This window comes from Pseudomonas rustica, from assembly GCF_018336155.1.
Taxonomy (GTDB): domain Bacteria; phylum Pseudomonadota; class Gammaproteobacteria; order Pseudomonadales; family Pseudomonadaceae; genus Aquipseudomonas; species Aquipseudomonas rustica.
The window spans coordinates 341,502-359,775 of sequence record NZ_JAGYHF010000006.1 but is presented as its reverse complement, the minus strand read 5'-3'; the positions used below and the strand labels follow the sequence as shown (position 1 = coordinate 359,775).

Below are 18,274 nucleotides of genomic sequence, written 5' to 3'. Positions count from 1 at the left end.
ATGCGTCGACTTGCCCGTCCCAAACCTCTGGTCATCATCGTCTTGGTGATTGCGCTGATCGCGTTGATTGCGATCGGCCAATACCTGCGCCTGTTCGAGCGTGCCTGGTTCAACCTGCACACCTTATGGCAACCGCAAAGCACGGAATCCATTGGTCTGGATCAATACCGTGTGGAGATTGAAGGACGAGTTATCGACGGTCTGGACGACGATGTGTCAGCGCTGACCTTCGATCCGGTGCGCAAAAGCCTGTTCACCGTGACCAACAAAAATGCCGAGCTGGTTGAGCTGTCGCTGGAAGGCAAGATCCTGCGGCGCATCTCGCTGATCGGCTTTGGCGATGCGGAGGCTGTCGAATTCATCAGCGCCGACACCTACGTGATCACCGACGAGCGTGAGCAGCGGCTGATCAAGATTCATCTGGAAGAAGGCACCACGTTCCTCGATGCGGCGGATGCCGAGCAGATGACCCTCGGCGTGCACATGAGCGGCAACAAGGGGTTTGAAGGTCTGGCTTACGACTCGGTGGGCAAGCGCCTGTTCGTGGCGAAAGAGCGCGACCCGATGCTCATCTACGAAGTGCATGGTTTTCCGCACTTCAACCCGGAAAAATCCTACGCGGTGCACGTGATCAACAACCCCAAGCGCGATGCCGGGATGTTTGTGCGTGATCTGTCGAGTTTGCAGTACGACGAACGCAGCGGCCATTTACTGGCACTGTCGGATGAGTCGCGGTTGATTCTGGAACTGGATGTCGATGGGCGGCCGTTGAGCACGATGTCCATCAGTGGCGGGCGTCAGGGTTTGAAGAAAACCGTGCCGCAGGCGGAAGGCATTGCGATGGACGACGATGGCACGCTGTACATGGTGAGCGAGCCGAACCTGTTTTACGTCTTCAAAAAACCGGCATCCCACTAACGGGCACCCTGAAAACCAATGTGGGAGCGGGCTTGCTCGCGAAGGCGTCAGGTCAGTCGACATCTACTTTGACTGATCCACCGCATTCGCGAGCAAGCCCGCTCCCACATTTTTGACTTCAATCCGCCCACAAAATCGTGGGCGGGCTGATTACTCAGCTTTAAGGGTTTTCACGCCCTCAGATGTACCCAGCAACAACAAATCAGCCGGACGTGCCGCGAACAAGCCGTTAGTCACCACGCCAACAATTGCATTGATCTGCGCTTCCAGCTCCACCGGGTTGGTGATCTGCAGGTTGAACACATCCAGAATGATGTTGCCGTTGTCGGTCAATACACCTTCGCGGTACACCGGGTCGCCGCCCAGTTTCACCAGTTGGCGGGCAACGTGGCTGCGGGCCATCGGGATCACTTCGACTGGCAGCGGAAATTCGCCTAGCACCGGCACCAGTTTGCTGGCGTCGGCGATGCAGATGAAGGTCTTGGCCACGGCCGCAACGATCTTCTCGCGGGTCAGAGCTGCGCCGCCGCCCTTGATCAGGTTCAGGTGCGCGTCGCTTTCATCGGCGCCGTCGACGTAGAACTCCAGATCGCTGACGGTGTTCAGCTCATACACCGGAATCCCGTGGCCCTTGAGGCGCGCGGCAGTGGCTTCGGAACTGGCAACCGCGCCGTCGAATGCGCCCTTGTGCTGGGCCAGGGCGTCGATGAAGCAGTTGGCGGTGGAGCCGGTGCCGACCCCAACGATGCTCTTGTCGTCGAGTTTCGGAAGGATGAAGTCGACGGCGGCCTGAGCCACTGCCTGTTTGAGTTGATCCTGGGTCATGCGGGCTCCGGAAGCGGGCAAGGTGAGAACGGAAAGGCCGGCATTATAGGCCCCATGTCTGGGAAGGTCATTGTCCTATTGGCAGATCAAAAGATCGCAGCCTGCGGCAGCTCCTACAGGAATCGCATGCATTCTGTAGGAGCTGCCGAAGGCTGCGATCTTTTAAGGCGCGGCTAAAACCTCTGGATTCGTGTGGTCGCCCGGGCAAAAGCCGGGTTAGACTCCTTGGCCCTGCCCAACCCGCTCAGTGATGCTTTCCGATGCTCGAACAGTACGTCAAAAAGATCCTCACCTCGCGCGTTTATGACGTTGCCGTAGAAACCCCGCTGCAGAACGCTCGCCAGCTCTCCGAGCGGCTGGGCAATGACATTTGGCTCAAGCGCGAAGACTTGCAGCCGGTGTTCTCGTTCAAGATTCGCGGCGCCTACAACAAGTTGACCCAACTGACCGAAGAAGAGCGCGCCCGTGGCGTGGTCACCGCGTCGGCGGGCAACCATGCGCAAGGTCTGGCCCTGGCGGCGAAAGTGCTGGGCGTAAAAGCCACTATCGTCATGCCCAAGACCACCCCCGAGATCAAGGTCGAAGGCGTGCGTTCGCGCGGCGGCAAGGTTGTGCTGCACGGTGATTCGTTCCCGGAAGCCTTGGCCTACTCGCTGAAACTGGTCGATGAAAAAGGCTACGTCTACATCCACCCGTACGACGATCCGCACACCATCGCCGGGCAGGGCACCGTGGCGATGGAAATTCTGCGCCAGCACCCGCAGCCGCTGGACGCGATTTTTGTCCCGGTTGGTGGCGGCGGTCTGATCGCCGGTATCGCCGCGTACGTGAAATACCTGCGCCCGGACATCAAAGTCATCGGCGTCGAGCCAGACGACTCCAACTGCCTGCAAGCCGCGATGGCTGCCGGCGAGCGTGTGGTGTTGCCGACCGTGGGCATCTTTGCCGACGGCGTGGCGGTGGCGCAGATCGGCCAGCACACCTTCGACATCTGCAAAGACTACGTCGATGAAGTGATCACCGTCAGCACTGACGAGATCTGTGCGGCAATCAAGGATATCTACGACGATACCCGCTCGATCACCGAACCTGCGGGTGCGTTGGGCGTGGCCGGGATCAAGAAGTACGTCGAACAACGCGGTGTCAGCGGCCAGACCTTCGTCGCCATCGACTCCGGCGCCAATGTCAACTTCGACCGCTTGCGCCACGTCGCCGAGCGCGCTGAACTGGGTGAAGGCCGCGAAGCGATCATCGCCGTGACCATCCCCGAGAAGGCCGGCAGCTTCAAAAACTTCTGCGAAGCCATCGGCAAGCGCCAGATCACCGAATTCAACTACCGCTACAACACCGGCAGCGAAGCGCACATCTTCGTTGGTGTGCAGACCCACCCGGAAAACGATCCGCGCAGCGCACTGCTGGCGAGCCTGACCGAGCAAGGTTTCCCGGTCACTGATCTGACCGACAACGAACTGGCCAAGCTGCACATCCGCCACATGGTTGGCGGGCACGCGGCGCACGTGATTGATGAAGTGGTGTTCCGCTTCGAATTCCCGGAGCGTCCGGGTGCGCTGTTCAACTTCCTTAATAAGCTCGGCGGTCGCTGGAACATCTCGATGTTCCACTACCGCAACCATGGCGCTGCTGATGGCCGTGTGGTCGCCGGCCTGCAGGTGCCGCACGACGAGCGTCATCTGGTGCCGGCGGCGCTGGAAGAGATCGGCTACCCGTACTGGGATGAAAGCGAGAACCCGGCCTATCAGCTGTTTCTCGGCTGAGCGGCTACGCTGATGGGCAAGTAATAAGGAATTTTGACAATGGAAACGTTAACGGCCCTGAAAATGGCCCACGTGGTCGCCACCGTGGTTTTGCTGACCAGCGCGCTGGGTCTGGCGATCTGGGTTTTTCTCGCGAAGCGCAAAGGTGATGCGACGGCGGGCAGCCGCACGTTGCAGCGGCCTCGTGTGTTTGTCTGGCTGCTGATGGGCCTGGCGCTGCTGAGCATGCCGTTTACTGGCTGGTGGATGGTGCATCTGGTGGGCTGGCCGCTGGGGCAGACGTGGATTCTGGCGTCGAGCGTGCTGTACACCGTGGCGGCGTTGGCGTGGTTGTGGTTGCTGGTGCGGTTGAACCGGTTGCGCAAGGCGCCGGGCGGGGTGGGCAGGTTCAGCTTTGCTTTGGCGTTGTTCAGTTTTGTGTGTTTTGTCGCGATTGCCGGGTTGATGGGCGCCAAACCGGTGTGAAGCGAAAAGATCGCAGCCTGCGGCAGCTCCTACAGGGGATTTTTGTCGATCACAAAAAATGTGATCTGACTCCGAACCTGTAGGAGCTGCCGAAGGCTGCGATCTGTTGATCTTCAGTCGCGCAACGAAATCACCGGCCAACCACGCTTCTCGGCCTCAGCCCGCAGATTCGGATCCGGATCGACAGCCACCGGATTCGCCACCTGCTCCAACAGCGGCAAATCATTCATCGAGTCGCTATAGAAATAGCTGTCGTCCAACGAATACCCGGTCTCTTCCAGCCAACGATTCAGGCGCGTCACCTTGCCTTCACGGAAGCACGGAATATCCGTGCTACGCCCGCTATAACGGCCATCAACCATTTCACATTCGGTAGCGATCAGAGTTTCAACGCCCAGTCGAACAGCAATCGGCGCGGTGACGAAACGGTTGGTCGCGGTGATGATCACCAGTTTGTCGCCGGCATCACGGTGTTTTTTCAGCAGTTCCAGCGCCTGCGGCAGGACGATCGGTTCGATGCAGTCGCGCATGTAATCGCTGTGCCATTGCTCGAGCACGGCCATGTCGGTGCGGCCGAGGATCTCCAGGCAGAAGTTCAGGTATGCGGCGTTATCCAGTTTGCCGGCCAGGTAATCCTGATAGAACTCGTCGTTGCGCGCTTTGTACGCAATCGGGTCGAGGAAGCCGCGTTCACACAGATAGTCGCCCCAGGCGTGATCGCTGTCGCCGCCCAGAAGGGTGTTGTCCAAATCGAATAGAGCCAGGCGCATTGCAGTTACCCGCTGATAAGTCTGTAAAAAGGCGACAAGAATACGGTCTTTTCACAAGAGTGCACATAAGGTAGGAAGCTTCGTTGCCGCCTCATCAACCTTTGTGGAACAATGCGGCGACATGCGTTTGCGAGGTTGTGCCCGTGATCGACCCCGATGGTTTCCGCCCCAATGTCGGGATCATTCTGACGAATGACGCCGGCCAGGTGCTATGGGCTCGCCGTATCAATCAAGATGCCTGGCAGTTTCCGCAAGGGGGAATCAACCCTGAAGAGACGCCGGAAGACGCCTTGTACCGCGAGCTGAACGAAGAAGTTGGCCTGGAACGTGAAGATGTTGAAATACTGGCCTGTACTCGGGGCTGGTTGCGCTATCGTTTGCCGCAACGTCTGGTGCGTACCCACAGCCAACCGCTGTGCATCGGCCAGAAACAGAAATGGTTTCTCCTGCGCCTGATCTCCAACGAGCAGCGGGTGCGGATGGATTTGACCGGTAAACCGGAGTTCGATGGCTGGCGCTGGGTCAGCTATTGGTATCCGTTGGGCCAGGTGGTGACATTCAAGCGCGAGGTGTATCGCCGCGCCCTCAAAGAGCTTGCCCCGCGCCTTTTAGCGCGCGACTGACGACGGAGTTCGACCCCGAGCCATGCTCAATACGCTGCGCAAGATCGTCCAGGAAGTTAACTCCGCCAAGGATCTCAAGGCGGCGTTGGGGATTATTGTGTTGCGCGTCAAAGAGGCCATGGGCAGCCAGGTCTGCTCGGTCTACCTGCTTGATCCCGAGACCAACCGCTTCGTCCTGATGGCCACCGAGGGCTTGAACAAGCGCTCGATCGGCAAGGTCAGCATGGCACCCAACGAAGGTCTGGTCGGTCTGGTCGGCACGCGTGAAGAACCCCTGAACCTCGAAAACGCGTCTGTTCACCCGCGCTATCGCTACTTCGCCGAAACCGGTGAAGAGCGTTACGCCTCGTTCCTCGGTGCACCGATCATTCACCACCGCCGCGTCGTCGGCGTGTTGGTCATCCAGCAAAAAGAACGCCGCCAGTTCGATGAAGGTGAAGAAGCCTTCCTCGTGACCATGAGCGCGCAGCTCGCCGGCGTTATCGCCCACGCCGAGGCCACCGGTTCGATCCGGGGTCTGGGCCGTCAGGGCAAGGGCATTCAGGAAGCCAAGTTCGTCGGCGTGCCGGGTTCACCGGGTGCGGCGGTCGGTACGGCGGTGGTCATGTTGCCGCCGGCCGATCTCGACGTGGTGCCGGACAAAAACATCACCGACATCGACGCTGAGCTGGCGCTGTTCAAGACCGCCATCGAAGGTGTGCGCGCCGACATGCGCGCGTTGTCGGCCAAACTCGCGACGCAGCTGCGCCCGGAAGAGCGCGCGCTGTTCGACGTCTATCTGATGATGCTCGACGATGCCTCGCTGGGCAGCGAAATCACCACCGTGATCAAGACCGGCCAGTGGGCGCAGGGCGCGCTGCGTCAGGTGGTTACGGAACACGTCAACCGTTTCGAACTGATGGACGACGCCTACCTGCGTGAGCGGGCGTCGGACGTCAAAGATCTCGGTCGCCGTCTGCTCGCCTATTTGCAGGAAGAGCGTCAGCAGAACCTGGTCTACCCGGAAAAAACCATTCTGGTCAGCGAAGAACTGACGCCGGCAATGCTCGGCGAGGTTCCGGAAGGCACGCTGGTCGGTCTGGTTTCGGTACTCGGTTCGGGTAACTCGCACGTGGCGATCCTTGCCCGGGCGATGGGCATTCCGACGGTGATGGGTCTGGTCGACCTGCCGTACGCCAAGGTCGACGGTATCGAAATGATCGTCGACGGCACACGCGGCGAGGTTTACACCAACCCGAGCGAAGTGCTGCGCAAGCAGTTCGCTGAAGTCGTCGAAGAAGAGAAACAACTGGCGCTGGGCCTCGACACCCTGCGCGACCTGCCGTGCGTGACCCTCGATGGCCACCGCATGCCGCTGTGGGTCAACACCGGTCTGCTCGCCGATGTGGCGCGGGCGCAGAAGCGTGGCGCCGAAGGTGTCGGCCTGTACCGCACCGAAGTGCCGTTCATGATCAACCAGCGCTTCCCGAGCGAGAAGGAACAACTGGCGATCTACCGCGAGCAACTCGCCGCGTTCCACCCGCAACCGGTGACCATGCGCAGCCTCGACATCGGCGGTGACAAGTCGCTGTCGTATTTCCCGATCAAGGAAGACAACCCGTTCCTCGGCTGGCGCGGCATCCGCGTCACCCTCGACCACCCGGAAATCTTCCTGGTGCAGACCCGCGCGATGCTCAAGGCCAGCGAAGGCCTGAACAACCTGCGGATTCTGCTGCCGATGATCTCCGGCACCCATGAACTCGAAGAAGCCCTGCACCTGATCCACCGGGCCTGGGGCGAAGTGCGCGACGAAGGCACCGACGTGCCGATGCCGCCGATTGGCGTGATGATCGAAATTCCGGCGGCGGTGTATCAGACCAAGGAATTGGCGCGGATGGTCGACTTCCTTTCGGTCGGCTCCAACGATTTGACCCAGTATTTGCTGGCGGTCGACCGTAACAACCCGCGTGTGGCCGATCTTTACGACTACCTGCATCCGGCGGTGTTGCAAGCCCTGCAAACGGTGGTGCGTGATGCGCATGCGGAAGGCAAACCGGTGAGTATCTGCGGCGAGATGGCCGGTGATCCGGCGGCGGCGGTGCTGTTGATGGCGATGGGCTTCGATAGTTTGTCGATGAACGCCACCAACTTGCCGAAGGTGAAGTGGATGTTGCGTCAGGTGAATTTGAGCAAGGCCAAGGATTTGCTGGCTGAACTGATGACCATCGACAACCCGCAAGTTATCCACAGCTCGCTGCAATTGGCGCTGAAGAACCTTGGGTTGTCGAAGATGAATCCGCCGGCGGTCGTCAAGGCTCTCTAAAACCTTGAGGGCCTCTTCGCGAGCAAGCCCGCTCCCACATTTGACCGCGTTCTAATCTTGGAATGTGGTCGAATGTGGGAGCGGGCTTGCTCGCGAAGGCGTCAGTTCAAACACCGCTAAACAACAATCTCCACCTCGCCCAAATGCCCGCCATACGGCCCAAAACTCCGCTCGACCATCCGCCGCGTCCCATCCGTCTGCACCACCAACGCCGTACTCGCCCGCGTCCCATAACTCTGGCTGGCAATAAACACACTCGACAACAACGTCTCCGTCGCCATCCCCACACCGGTATCCGGCAGCTCAGCCGACGGCGCAACCTGCGCATCACTCAACAACCCCAGCAAAAGCTCTGGTTGCGGATCATCCAGCACTGCACTCAACGCAGCCTTGGCCTTGAGCAACTTCGGCCAAGGCGTATCCAGCCCCGCATTGGATAACCCATAGACGCCAGCCGCCAACATCACCGGCTCCGACAACCTTGCATTGAAATGCCACAACTCATGGCTGTTGCCGAGCAGCAGGTTAAACCCGGCATATTCCGCCGAACGCCCAACCACATCGATCAAATAATCATCAATCGACAGATCACCGGTCAGAAACCGCGCCACCAGTTCCCCTCGCGATTTGCGCGCCGGCGGCTGCTGCGGATCACGAATATTGGTCAGCGCCGCAAAGCGCCCATTAGCGCCAATCCCCAGCCAGGTGCCCCCAGCCTCAAGATCGCGCCCCGCGTGCACGTGCGGCGCTTCGGGCCATGGCGCCAGCGGCAGGCTCGGTCGGGCGTAGAATTCGTCACGGTTGGCCGCGACGATCAGCGGCTGGGCATGGCCCGGGCGCCAGGCGAAAACAATCAGGCACATAAGGTGATCCTTGTGTGTTTTTTGCTCACTCTACGCATCCAGCGCCCGTGCATCCATCGCAAGTGGAGCAGGAGGCCATGCATCCGTTACCATGCCGCTCCGGTTTCGGGATGCGTCTGGGAGAGGGACATGGAATTTCTGCTCTATCTGGCGCTGGGCGCCTGTGCTGGCGTGCTGGCCGGGCTGTTCGGGGTGGGCGGCGGGATCATTATTGTCCCGGTGCTGGTGTTCAGTTTTACCTTGCAGGGCTTCGACCAGTCGATCCTCACGCATCTGGCAGTCGGCACGTCGCTGGCGACGATTATTTTCACCTCGGTCAACGCCGTGCGTGAGCATCATCGTCGAGGCGCAGTGCGCTGGCCGATCTTTATGTGGATGGCCGTGGGTATCCTGCTCGGCGCCGGTTTCGGTGCAGTGACGGCCGAGGCGATTTCCGGGCCGCACCTGCAAAAGATCATCGGCGTGTTCGCTTTGGTGATCTCGGTGCAGTTGGCGCTGGACGTCAAACCCAAGGCCAGTCGAACCGTGCCGGGCAAAGTGGGTCTGACCGTGGCCGGCAGTGTGATCGGTTGGGCCTCGGCGATTTTTGGCGTTGGCGGCGGTTCGCTGACCGTGCCGTTCCTGACCTGGCGCAGTGTGCCGATGCAGCAAGCGGTGGCGACGTCATCGGCTTGCGGTCTGCCGATTGCCTTGGTCAGTGCATTAAGTTTCATGATTCTGGGGTGGCACGATCCGTTGTTGCCGCCGCATAGTCTCGGTTTTGTGTATTTGCCGGCGTTATTGGGCATTGCCCTGACCAGCATGATCTTCGCCCGCATCGGTGCGCGATTGGCGCACAGGTTGTCGCCGCGCTTGCTGAAACGGCTGTTCGCCGCTTTGCTGTTCAGCGTGGGTTTGAGCTTTCTGCTTTAGCCGCGTCGCAATCCTGGCTTAATCCTGAGGTGGCAGCGTCGCCCGGGAATTTTGGTTTCAACTCTAACGAGGAGTCGCAATGCTGCCTTACCCGCAGATCGACCCGGTGGCCCTGGCCATCGGTCCGCTGAAAATCCACTGGTACGGTCTGATGTACCTGATCGGCATCGGCGGTGCGTGGCTGCTGGCGTCGCGCCGGCTCAACCGTTTCGACCCGACCTGGACCAAGGAGAAACTCTCCGACATGGTCTTCTGGATGTCGATGGGCGTGATCGTCGGCGGACGTCTGGGCTATGTGCTGTTCTACGATCTGAGCGCTTATCTGGCCAACCCGACGCTGATTTTCGAAGTGTGGAAGGGCGGCATGTCGTTCCACGGCGGCTTCATCGGGGTGATGCTGGCCGCGTTGTGGTTCGGCAAGCGCAATGGCAAGTCGTTCTTCCAGTTGATGGACTTCGTCGCACCAATGGTGCCGATCGGTCTGGGCGCCGGGCGCATCGGTAACTTCATCAACGCCGAGTTGTGGGGCAAAGCCACCGACGTACCGTGGGCCATGGTCTTCCCGCCATTCAGCGACCCGGCGCAACTGCCGCGTCACCCGTCGCAGCTGTATCAGTTCGCACTCGAAGGCGTGGCGCTGTTCCTGATCCTGTGGATTTTCTCGCGCAAGCCGCGTCCGACCATGGCCGTTTCCGGCATGTTCGCGCTGTTCTACGGCATCTTCCGGTTCATCGTCGAATTCGTTCGCGTACCGGATGCGCAACTCGGCTACTTGGCCTGGAACTGGCTGACCATGGGCCAGGTGCTTTGCGTGCCGATGATCGTCGGCGGGCTGTTCCTGATCTGGCTGGCCTATCGTCGCGCACCGGCAGCACCGCTGGCGCCGACGGCTTAAACTACGAACCCCGGCGCGCGACGTCGGGGCTCAAAGGACACAGGTAACTCATGAAGCAATATCTCGAACTGGTCTCGCACGTCATTCAGAACGGCAGCAAACAGGCCAACCGCACCGGCATCAACACCATCAGTTTCCCGGGTGCGATGCTGCGTTTCGATCTGCAGGAAGGTTTCCCGGCGATCACCACGCGCAAAATGGCCTTCAAATCGGCCATCGGCGAGATGTGCGGATTTCTTCGTGGCGTGAACAACGCCGCTGAATTCCGTGCGCTGGGCTGCAAGGTCTGGGATCAGAACGCCAACGAAAACGCGCAGTGGCTGGCCAACCCGTTCCGTCAGGGCGACGACGACCTCGGCGAAATCTACGGCGTGCAATGGCGCAAATGGCCGGCGTACAAGCAGATCCCGCTGAGCAACAGCGCCGCCATCGAACAAACCTTGAGCAACGGCTACAAGCAGATCGCTCAGGGCGAAGAAGACGGCCAGGCCTACGTGGTGCTGTACAAAGCCATCGACCAGGTGCGTCAGTGCGTCGACACGATCATCAAGGATCCGGGCAGCCGCCGGATTCTGTTCCACGGCTGGAACGTCGCTCAGCTGGATGAAATGGCCCTGCCGCCGTGCCACCTGCTGTACCAGTTCCACCCGAATGTCGAGACCAAGGAAATCTCCCTGACCCTCTACATTCGCTCGAATGATCTGGGCCTGGGCACGCCGTTCAACCTCACCGAAGGCGCCGCGCTGCTGAGCCTGATCGGTCGCCTGACCGGCTACACGCCGCGCTGGTTCACCTATTTCATCGGTGATGCGCACGTCTACGAGAACCACCTGGACATGCTCAACGAACAGCTCAAGCGCGAGCCGTTCGCCATGCCTAAGCTGAAAATCTCCGATCGCGTGCCGGAGTTTGCCAAGACTGGCGTGTACCAGCCGGAATGGCTGGAACTGGTCGAACCAAGTGATTTCTCGCTGGAAGGCTACGAACACCACGCACCAATGACCGCGCCAATGGCGGTCTAGTCGGTAGGATCGTTCCCACGCTCTGCGTGGGAATGAATCCCGTGACGCTCTGCGTCACTTTGGACGCGGAGCGTCCATGGCGGCATTCCCACGCGGAGCATGGGAACGAGCGTTATGCGGTGTTCTTTAGTGGCCGTGGCTGCGGCCTACGTGGGAGTGTTCGACTTCGGTGGCGACGACTCCGCCACTCACTTCCAGTCGCTGCAAAATCCCGCATTGATCCGCCCCCGGCCCTTCGCCACAGCGTTGGCGCAGGTCGAGCAGTTGTGTCTGCAACGCCAGCAACCCATCAATCCGCGCCTTCACATGCTGGATGTGTTCATCGATCAGCGTGTTCACGCTTTCACACTGATCTTGCGGGCTGTCACGCATGGCCAGCAGGCTGCGGATTTCTTCGAGGGTCATGTCGAGGGTGCGGCAGTTGCGGATGAAGGTCAGGCGTTCGGCGTGGGCCTGGGTGTAGACGCGGTAGTTGCCGTCGCTGCGGGCCGGCTCCGGCAGGAGGTTTTCGCGCTCGTAGTAGCGGATGGTTTCCACGGCGCAGTCGGTGAGTTTGGCCAGTTCTCCGATCTTCATGACGGCAATCTCCAAAAGGGTGCTTGACCCTATAGTGGCTACAGGGTCTTTACTTGGCAACAGGCACCTTCATGGACGCGACCAATGAGCGATTCCCAGCACACCCACAAGCCCGGCGACGGCCACGATCACAGTCATAAATTGCAGCCTGTGCATAAGCATTCACAGGGCGGCGATTCTTGCTGCGGGTCGAAAATCGCGGCACCGGCACCGGTTCATGCGCACGATGACGCCTGCTGCTCGTCGACAGCCGCCGCGCCTGCGTTGGTGCAACTGAGCGAGAAAACCAGTGCCGATGCGCGGCTGAGCAGTTTCCGCATCGAGGCGATGGATTGCCCGACCGAGCAGACGCTGATCCAGAACAAGCTCGGCAAACTCGCCGGCGTGCAGCAGTTGGAATTCAATCTGATCAACCGTGTACTTGGCGTGACCCACAATCTGCCGGGTACCGAGCCCATCACCGAAGCGATCAAATCCCTCGGCATGCACGCCGAGCCGCTGGAGGCGGGCGTCGATTCGCCAGCCCCGGCGCCAGTGAAAAAACACTGGTGGCCGCTGGCGTTGTCCGGCATTGGTGCGCTCGCCGCTGAAGTCATCCACTTCACCAACGCCGCGCCCACCTGGGTGGTGGCGATTATCGCGCTGGTGTCGATCCTCAGCGGTGGCCTGACCACCTACAAAAAGGGCTGGATCGCCCTGAAGAACCGCAACCTCAACATCAACGCGCTGATGAGCATCGCCGTGACCGGTGCCATCCTCATCGGCCAGTGGCCGGAAGCGGCGATGGTGATGTTCCTGTTCACCGTCGCCGAGCTGATCGAAGCGCGTTCGCTTGACCGTGCGCGCAATGCGATCAGCGGCCTGATGCAGATGACGCCAGAGCAAGCCACGGTGCTGCAGGCTGACGGTTCGTGGATTGAACAAGACGTAAAAAGCGTCGAACTCGGCGCGCGCGTGCGGGTGAAACCGGGCGAGCGTATTGCGCTGGACGGTGAAGTGCTCAGCGGCAACTCGACCATCGACCAGGCGCCGATCACCGGGGAAAGCCTGCCGGTAGAAAAAACCATCGGCGACAAAGTCTTCGCCGGCACCATCAATCAGGCTGGTTCGCTGGAATACGCGGTTACCGCTGCGGCGAACAACTCGACGCTGGCGCGAATCATCCACGCCGTCGAACAGGCCCAAGGCGCGCGCGCGCCGACCCAGCGTTTCGTCGATCAGTTCTCGAAAATCTACACGCCTGTGGTGTTCGTCTTTGCCTTGGCCGTGGCGATCATTCCGCCGCTGTTCATGGGCGCTGTGTGGTTCGACTGGATCTACCGCGCGCTGGTGTTGCTGGTGGTCGCGTGCCCGTGTGCACTGGTGATTTCCACCCCGGTGACCATCGTCAGCGGCCTCGCCGCAGCGGCGCGCAAAGGCATTCTGGTCAAGGGCGGCGTGTACCTGGAGGGCGGTTTCAAACTGGATTATCTGGCGCTGGATAAAACCGGCACGATCACCCACGGCAAACCGGTGCAGACCGATTACCTGTCCCTCGACCCAACCGCCGATGCCACGGCGCCGGCCATCGCTGCAGCATTGGCCGGTCGCTCCGATCACCCGGTGTCGCTGGCCATCGCCAACGCCGCTGTGGATAAAAACTTCGATGCGTTGATTGTGGATAACTTCGAAGCGCTGGGCGGCCGTGGCGTCAAAGGCGAAATCAACGGCCAGACTTATCACTTGGGCAACCATCGTCTGGTCGAAGAGCTCGGCCTGTGCTCGCCAGCACTGGAAGAAAAACTCTTCGCGCTGGAGAAACAGGGCAAATCCGTGGTGCTGCTGCTCGACAGCTCCGGCCCACTGGCGCTGTTCGCCGTGGCCGATACCGTCAAGGAAACCAGCCGCGAAGCAATCCGTCAGTTGCATGAACTCGGGGTGAAAACCTTGATGCTCACTGGCGACAACGTCCACACCGCGCAGGCGATTGCCGCGCAGGTCGGCATCGACGAAGCTCGCGGTGATTTGCTGCCAACCGACAAACTGCAAGCCATTGAAGATCTGTACAAGCAGGGCCATCGTGTGGGCATGGTCGGCGACGGCATCAACGACGCGCCGGCACTGGCCCGCGCCGAGATCGGTTTCGCCATGGCCGCTGCTGGCACCGACACGGCGATCGAAACCGCTGATGTCGCCCTGATGGACGACGATCTGCGCAAGATCCCGGCGTTCATTAGCCTGTCGCGCAACACCGCGAGCATCCTGAAACAGAACATCGCGTTGGCACTGGTGATCAAAGCGATCTTTCTTGCGGTAACCTTCGCCGGACTCGCCACCATGTGGATGGCGGTGTTCGCCGACATGGGCGTGAGCCTGTTGGTGGTGTTCAACGGTTTGCGCCTGCTGCGCAAATAGAGTGAGGAAAGGTTGTGCTGAGTGCCGAGCTGAAAGCGTTTTACATGGTCGCCCGCCTGGGCAGCATCACGCTGGCGGCGAAAAAACTCGGCCTCAGCCAACCGACCGTGACCACACAGATCCGCAATCTGGAAAGTCAGTATTCGGTGGAACTGTTTTATCGCGGTGGTCGACGGTTGAGCGTCAGTGACGAAGGTGCGCGGTTGCTGCCGATGGTCAAGACGCTGTTGCAGCAGGAAGCCGACATCGAGTTTTTCCTGCGCAACAGCGGTCAGGTGCAGGGCACGTTGCGCATTGCCGCGACAGCGCCGTATTACATTCTCGATCTGGTGAAGACCTTTCGTGAGCGCTTGCCGCAAGTGGAGGTGTCGGTGGAAATCGGCAACTCGCAGCAGGTACTCGAAGCGCTGGAGGATTATCGGGTGGATATCGCCGCGTCGTCGCAATTGCTCGATGACGCGCGGTTGATTCGCCGGGTGCTCGGTACTGATCCGCTGGTGCTGGCGGTGCATCGCAATCATCCGTTGGCTGTGCAGGAGCATGTGACGTTGAGTGCGCTGGCCGGGCATACGTTGTTGATGCGTGAGTCGGGGTCGACCACGCGGCGGTTGACCGAAGAATTGCTGGCGAGTGCCGGGGTGAGTTTCGGTCCGTTGCTGGAGATTGGCAGCCGTGAGTCGATTCGGGAGGCGGTGTTGCGCAATATCGGCATCAGCATCATTGCCCGGCAGGAAGTGCCGCATGATCCGCAGTTGCGCGTGCTGACGATCGAGAATGCGCCGCAGATTCCTGAGTATCTGTATTGCCTGAAAGAGCGCAAGGGCGCGCGGTTGCCTGCGGCGTTCCTAGGCCTGGCCCAAGAAATGTCCCCCGCGTAATGATCGTTCCCACGCTCCGCGTGGGAATGCAGCCCGGGACGCTCTGCGTCCCAAGAGCCGAACGCGGAGCGTCCGATGAGGCGTTCCCACGCAGAGCGTGGGAACGATCTCTGGTGAACCAAAATCCCTGAATAACACTATCAGCAGTTTTTGCCTCGTTGCCACATGACGGACGCATTACAACTCTAGGATTGGCCCCATCTGCTTGATGAGGTCTGTCCATGAATCCTGCCATCGCAACTGCCCTGACCAATCCCGGTGCGCCGATGAAAGTGCGCGGCGTGCAGAAACGCTTCGGCGCGTTCACCGCGCTGGATAACGTCTCCCTCGACGTCGCCGCCGGTGAACTGGTGTGCCTGCTCGGCCCATCGGGCTGCGGCAAAACCACGTTGCTGCGCTGCATCGCCGGTCTGGAGAAACAGGACAGCGGCGAGCTGTACCTCGGCGATCGTGACGTTTCGCACCTCGCCCCGCAGGCTCGCGACTACGGGATTCTGTTCCAGTCCTACGCGCTGTTCCCCAATCTGACCGTCGAAGCGAACATTGCCTACGGCCTCGCCGGCAGCGGTCGCGACGAAGTGCGCCGTCGTGTCGGCCAGATGCTGGAACTGGTCGGCCTCATCGGCAGCGAGAAAAAATACCCCGGTCAATTGTCCGGCGGCCAACAACAGCGCGTTGCTCTAGCTCGGGCCTTGGCACCCGCGCCATCGCTGCTGTTGCTCGATGAACCGATGTCCGCCCTCGACGCCCGCGTCCGCGAGCATCTGTGCACCGAACTGCGCCAGCTGCAACGCAGCCTGGGCATCACCACGCTGATGGTCACGCACAATCAGGACGAAGCCATGCTGATGGCCGACCGTATCGCGGTGATGAACAACGGCCGCGTCGAGCAGTACGCCACCCCGCAGGAAATCTACAACCGCCCGGCCACGCCGTTCGTGGCCGAGTTCGTCGGCCAAGGCAACTGGCTGCCGTTCCAGCGCAGCAGCGACAGTCACGCTCAGGTCGGCGGGATGAACCTGCGCCTCAGCGACGGCAGCGTTCAGCGTGCTTCGGGTCGTTTGTTCTGCCGCCCGGAAGCGATCAACGTTAATCCACCGGTACACGAAGAAAACCTGTTCCCGGCCAAAGTCCGCGAGATCACCTTCCTCGGCAATCGCTGCCGCATGAGCTTCGAACTCGACCAATTGCCTGGCCACGCCTTGCTCGCCGAACTCGCCCCGGAAGCCATGCCGCGCCTCGGCGCCCAGCAAATCATGGTCGCCTTGCCGCCGCGCAGCCTGCAGGTGTTTGCCTGATGAACAGCAACCTCGCGCTGCCGCTACCGCACAAGCAGGTGCGACAGTCCTCGAAAGCCGAGATCGGCGACCGCATTTTTGTCGTCGGCGGCAAAATCCTCTTGCTGGTGCTGCTTGGTATCGCGGTGTTGCTGCCGTTGCTGGCGATCTTCTGGCGTGGCTTTAGTAATGAGGCCGGGCAGGGCGGTGGCTGGATCGCGGCGAAGGAGATGGTCACTAGCGAGAATTTCCACTGGCTGCTCGGCAACAGTCTGAAAGTGTCCCTCAGCGTTGCGGCCATCGTCGTACCGCTGGCTTACCTGTTTGCCTACGCGTTGCAACGCACAATGATTCCGGCGAAGGGCATCTGGCGCGGGATTTCCTTGCTGCCGCTGATGGCGCCGTCAATGCTGCCGGGGATTGCACTGGTCTATCTGTTTGGCAACCAGGGCATGTTGCGCGGGCTGCTCTCGGACAACATTTATGGGTTCTGGGGGATTGTGCTGGGCGAGGTGATTTACACCTTTCCCCATGCGCTGATGATTCTGCTCTCGGCACTGTCGCTGGCCGATGCGCGATTGTTCGATGCCGCGTCGAGCATGGGCGCCAGTCCGGCGAAAGCCTTTCGCAGCATCACTTGGCCGGCAACTCGCCAGGCTGTGTTCGCCGCGTTCTGTCTGGTGTTCACCCTGACCATCACCGATTTCGGTGTGCCAGTGGTGGTCGGCGGTGACTATCAAGTGCTCGCGCTGGAAGCCTACAAAGCCGTGGTCGGCCAGCAGCAATTCGGTCGCGGCGCGTTGATCGGCATGGTGCTGTTGCTGCCGGCGCTGTTCAGCTTTGGCGTCGATGCGTGGCTGCGTCGGCGTCACGGCGACTCCATGAGCGGTCGGGCACAGGTGTTCAAACCGGCACCGTCGAAACTGCGCGATGGCTGCTATCTGGCGATTGTTCTGCTGATCAGCGCGGCGTTGATCTTGGTGTTCGGCATGGCGGTGTTTTCGTCGCTGGTTAAGTTCTGGCCGTACAACCTGTCGCTGTCGCTCAACCATTACCAGTTCAACGAAACCGCTGGCGGTGGCTGGCTGGCTTACAGCAACAGTTTGAAGATGGCGCTGGGCACGGCGTTGATCGGCAGCGTGCTGATTTTCACCGGTGCTTATCTGATGGAGAAAACCCGCGATCAACGCGGCCTCAACCTGGCGTTGCGTATGCTCAGTTTTGTGCCGATGGCGGTGCCGGGGTTGGTGCTCGGGCTCGGTTACGTCTTCTTCTTCAACCTCACGGGTAACCCGCTGCACGTGCTGTACGGGACGATGACGCTGCTGATCGTCTGCACCATTGCGCACTACCTGACCACCGCACAGATGACCGCGACTACTGCCTTGCGCCAACTCGACGCCGAGTTCGAAGCCGCTGCGCTGTCGCTGAAGGCGCCGCTGTACCGGCATTACCTGCGCGTCACCGTGCCGATCTGCCTGCCGGCGTTGCTCGATATCGTTCGCTACCTGTTCGTCTCGGCGATGACCACGGTTTCTGCCGCGATCTTCCTCTACAGCCCCGACACCATCCTCGCGGCGGTGGCGGTGCTGAACATGGATGACGCCGGCAACGTCGGCGGCGCGGCAGCGATGTCGACCCTGATTCTGTTCACCTCGGCGGGCGTGTCCTTGCTGCTGGCGTGGGCGTCGCGCGGCTTGCTGCGCCGTTCTCAAGCCTGGCGGCAAACCGCGCCCGGTCACTGATTCACACCCTCAACTCAAAAGACAGGATACCGAT

General features: G+C 60.6%; 16 protein-coding genes. 12 read left to right on the top strand and 4 right to left on the bottom strand.

Features of this window, described 5'->3' with window-relative positions:
* Positions 1–918, top strand: coding sequence for an SdiA-regulated domain-containing protein (locus tag KFS80_RS14175; RefSeq protein ID WP_212545110.1), 918 nt, complete (start codon positions 1–3; stop codon positions 916–918).
* Between the two features lie 150 nt (positions 919–1,068).
* On the opposite strand, the gene rpiA is transcribed toward KFS80_RS14175, so the two are convergent.
* Entirely contained in the window at positions 1,069–1,743 is a 675-nt protein-coding gene (rpiA, locus tag KFS80_RS14170; protein ID WP_007913886.1) for a ribose-5-phosphate isomerase RpiA, read from the bottom strand.
* Between the two features lie 260 nt (positions 1,744–2,003).
* Between rpiA and ilvA the strand changes: the two genes are divergently transcribed.
* Positions 2,004–3,518, top strand: coding sequence for a threonine ammonia-lyase, biosynthetic (gene ilvA, locus KFS80_RS14165; protein ID WP_212545109.1), 1,515 nt, complete (start codon positions 2,004–2,006; stop codon positions 3,516–3,518).
* A gap of 39 nt (positions 3,519–3,557) precedes the next feature.
* On the top strand, positions 3,558–3,983 hold the full coding sequence (locus KFS80_RS14160; RefSeq protein WP_212545108.1) for a DUF2269 domain-containing protein: 426 nt from the start codon (positions 3,558–3,560) through the stop codon (positions 3,981–3,983).
* A gap of 113 nt (positions 3,984–4,096) precedes the next feature.
* Here the strand turns inward: KFS80_RS14160 and KFS80_RS14155 are convergent, their stop codons facing one another.
* Positions 4,097–4,753 (bottom strand): histidinol-phosphatase, encoded by a 657-nt coding sequence (locus KFS80_RS14155; protein ID WP_159811912.1) that lies wholly within the window; start codon positions 4,751–4,753, stop codon positions 4,097–4,099.
* 143 nt (positions 4,754–4,896) lie between these two features.
* Here KFS80_RS14155 and KFS80_RS14150 point away from each other — a divergent pair, with 143 nt between their 5' ends.
* Positions 4,897–5,376: an RNA pyrophosphohydrolase gene (locus tag KFS80_RS14150; protein WP_003229203.1), complete on the top strand. Its 480-nt coding sequence runs from the start codon at positions 4,897–4,899 to the stop codon at positions 5,374–5,376.
* 22 nt (positions 5,377–5,398) lie between these two features.
* A complete protein-coding gene (ptsP, locus tag KFS80_RS14145; RefSeq protein ID WP_159811911.1) occupies positions 5,399–7,678 on the top strand; it encodes a phosphoenolpyruvate--protein phosphotransferase in 2,280 nt (759 codons plus the stop codon).
* Positions 7,679–7,794: 116 nt separating this feature from the next.
* On the opposite strand, the gene KFS80_RS14140 is transcribed toward ptsP, so the two are convergent.
* Positions 7,795–8,541, bottom strand: a complete 747-nt coding sequence (locus KFS80_RS14140; protein ID WP_212545107.1) for an NRDE family protein — start codon at positions 8,539–8,541, stop codon at positions 7,795–7,797.
* A gap of 129 nt (positions 8,542–8,670) precedes the next feature.
* Here KFS80_RS14140 and KFS80_RS14135 point away from each other — a divergent pair, with 129 nt between their 5' ends.
* The 3 genes from KFS80_RS14135 to KFS80_RS14125 all read left to right on the top strand — a co-directional run bounded on the left by KFS80_RS14135 (position 8,671) and on the right by KFS80_RS14125 (position 11,370).
* Positions 8,671–9,453 carry a sulfite exporter TauE/SafE family protein gene (locus tag KFS80_RS14135; protein WP_212545106.1) on the top strand — a complete coding sequence of 261 codons (783 nt, stop codon included), beginning with the start codon at positions 8,671–8,673 and terminating at the stop codon, positions 9,451–9,453.
* A gap of 79 nt (positions 9,454–9,532) precedes the next feature.
* A complete protein-coding gene (lgt, locus tag KFS80_RS14130; RefSeq protein WP_007913003.1) occupies positions 9,533–10,348 on the top strand; it encodes a prolipoprotein diacylglyceryl transferase in 816 nt (271 codons plus the stop codon).
* A 50-nt stretch (positions 10,349–10,398) separates the two neighbouring features.
* Positions 10,399–11,370 (top strand): thymidylate synthase, encoded by a 972-nt coding sequence (locus KFS80_RS14125; RefSeq protein ID WP_212545105.1) that lies wholly within the window; start codon positions 10,399–10,401, stop codon positions 11,368–11,370.
* 126 nt (positions 11,371–11,496) lie between these two features.
* Here the strand turns inward: KFS80_RS14125 and cadR are convergent, their stop codons facing one another.
* Positions 11,497–11,946, bottom strand: coding sequence for a Cd(II)/Pb(II)-responsive transcriptional regulator (gene cadR, locus KFS80_RS14120; RefSeq protein WP_008088440.1), 450 nt, complete (start codon positions 11,944–11,946; stop codon positions 11,497–11,499).
* Positions 11,947–12,030: 84 nt separating this feature from the next.
* Between cadR and KFS80_RS14115 the strand changes: the two genes are divergently transcribed.
* From KFS80_RS14115 to KFS80_RS14100, 4 genes are all read left to right on the top strand, one after another.
* Positions 12,031–14,340 carry a heavy metal translocating P-type ATPase gene (locus KFS80_RS14115; protein ID WP_212545104.1) on the top strand — a complete coding sequence of 770 codons (2,310 nt, stop codon included), beginning with the start codon at positions 12,031–12,033 and terminating at the stop codon, positions 14,338–14,340.
* A gap of 14 nt (positions 14,341–14,354) precedes the next feature.
* Positions 14,355–15,218 (top strand): LysR family transcriptional regulator, encoded by an 864-nt coding sequence (locus KFS80_RS14110; RefSeq protein WP_008088437.1) that lies wholly within the window; start codon positions 14,355–14,357, stop codon positions 15,216–15,218.
* A 221-nt stretch (positions 15,219–15,439) separates the two neighbouring features.
* Positions 15,440–16,516 (top strand): putative 2-aminoethylphosphonate ABC transporter ATP-binding protein, encoded by a 1,077-nt coding sequence (locus KFS80_RS14105; RefSeq protein WP_122594646.1) that lies wholly within the window; start codon positions 15,440–15,442, stop codon positions 16,514–16,516.
* The gene (locus KFS80_RS14100) at positions 16,516–18,240 is read left to right on the top strand and encodes a putative 2-aminoethylphosphonate ABC transporter permease subunit (protein ID WP_212545103.1); all 1,725 of its coding nucleotides are present in this window, start codon (positions 16,516–16,518) and stop codon (positions 18,238–18,240) included. The genes KFS80_RS14105 and KFS80_RS14100 overlap by 1 nt, the downstream gene beginning before the upstream one ends.
* Positions 18,241–18,274 lie beyond the last annotated feature (34 nt).

What these genes read in the sequence shown, in the direction of transcription:
- KFS80_RS14105 (WP_122594646.1), top strand. Translation starts at nt 15,440, where the DNA reads ATGAATCCTGCCATCGCAACTGCCCTGACCAATCCCGGTGCGCCGATG.
- rpiA (WP_007913886.1), bottom strand. Translation starts at nt 1,743, where the DNA reads ATGACCCAGGATCAACTCAAACAGGCAGTGGCTCAGGCCGCCGTCGAC.
- KFS80_RS14135 (WP_212545106.1), top strand. Translation starts at nt 8,671, where the DNA reads ATGGAATTTCTGCTCTATCTGGCGCTGGGCGCCTGTGCTGGCGTGCTG.
- KFS80_RS14140 (WP_212545107.1), bottom strand. Translation starts at nt 8,541, where the DNA reads ATGTGCCTGATTGTTTTCGCCTGGCGCCCGGGCCATGCCCAGCCGCTG.
- KFS80_RS14155 (WP_159811912.1), bottom strand. Translation starts at nt 4,753, where the DNA reads ATGCGCCTGGCTCTATTCGATTTGGACAACACCCTTCTGGGCGGCGAC.
- ptsP (WP_159811911.1), top strand. Translation starts at nt 5,399, where the DNA reads ATGCTCAATACGCTGCGCAAGATCGTCCAGGAAGTTAACTCCGCCAAG.
- KFS80_RS14175 (WP_212545110.1), top strand. Translation starts at nt 1, where the DNA reads ATGCGTCGACTTGCCCGTCCCAAACCTCTGGTCATCATCGTCTTGGTG.
- cadR (WP_008088440.1), bottom strand. Translation starts at nt 11,946, where the DNA reads ATGAAGATCGGAGAACTGGCCAAACTCACCGACTGCGCCGTGGAAACC.
- ilvA (WP_212545109.1), top strand. Translation starts at nt 2,004, where the DNA reads ATGCTCGAACAGTACGTCAAAAAGATCCTCACCTCGCGCGTTTATGAC.
- KFS80_RS14160 (WP_212545108.1), top strand. Translation starts at nt 3,558, where the DNA reads ATGGAAACGTTAACGGCCCTGAAAATGGCCCACGTGGTCGCCACCGTG.
- KFS80_RS14100 (WP_212545103.1), top strand. Translation starts at nt 16,516, where the DNA reads ATGAACAGCAACCTCGCGCTGCCGCTACCGCACAAGCAGGTGCGACAG.
- lgt (WP_007913003.1), top strand. Translation starts at nt 9,533, where the DNA reads ATGCTGCCTTACCCGCAGATCGACCCGGTGGCCCTGGCCATCGGTCCG.
- KFS80_RS14125 (WP_212545105.1), top strand. Translation starts at nt 10,399, where the DNA reads ATGAAGCAATATCTCGAACTGGTCTCGCACGTCATTCAGAACGGCAGC.
- KFS80_RS14115 (WP_212545104.1), top strand. Translation starts at nt 12,031, where the DNA reads ATGAGCGATTCCCAGCACACCCACAAGCCCGGCGACGGCCACGATCAC.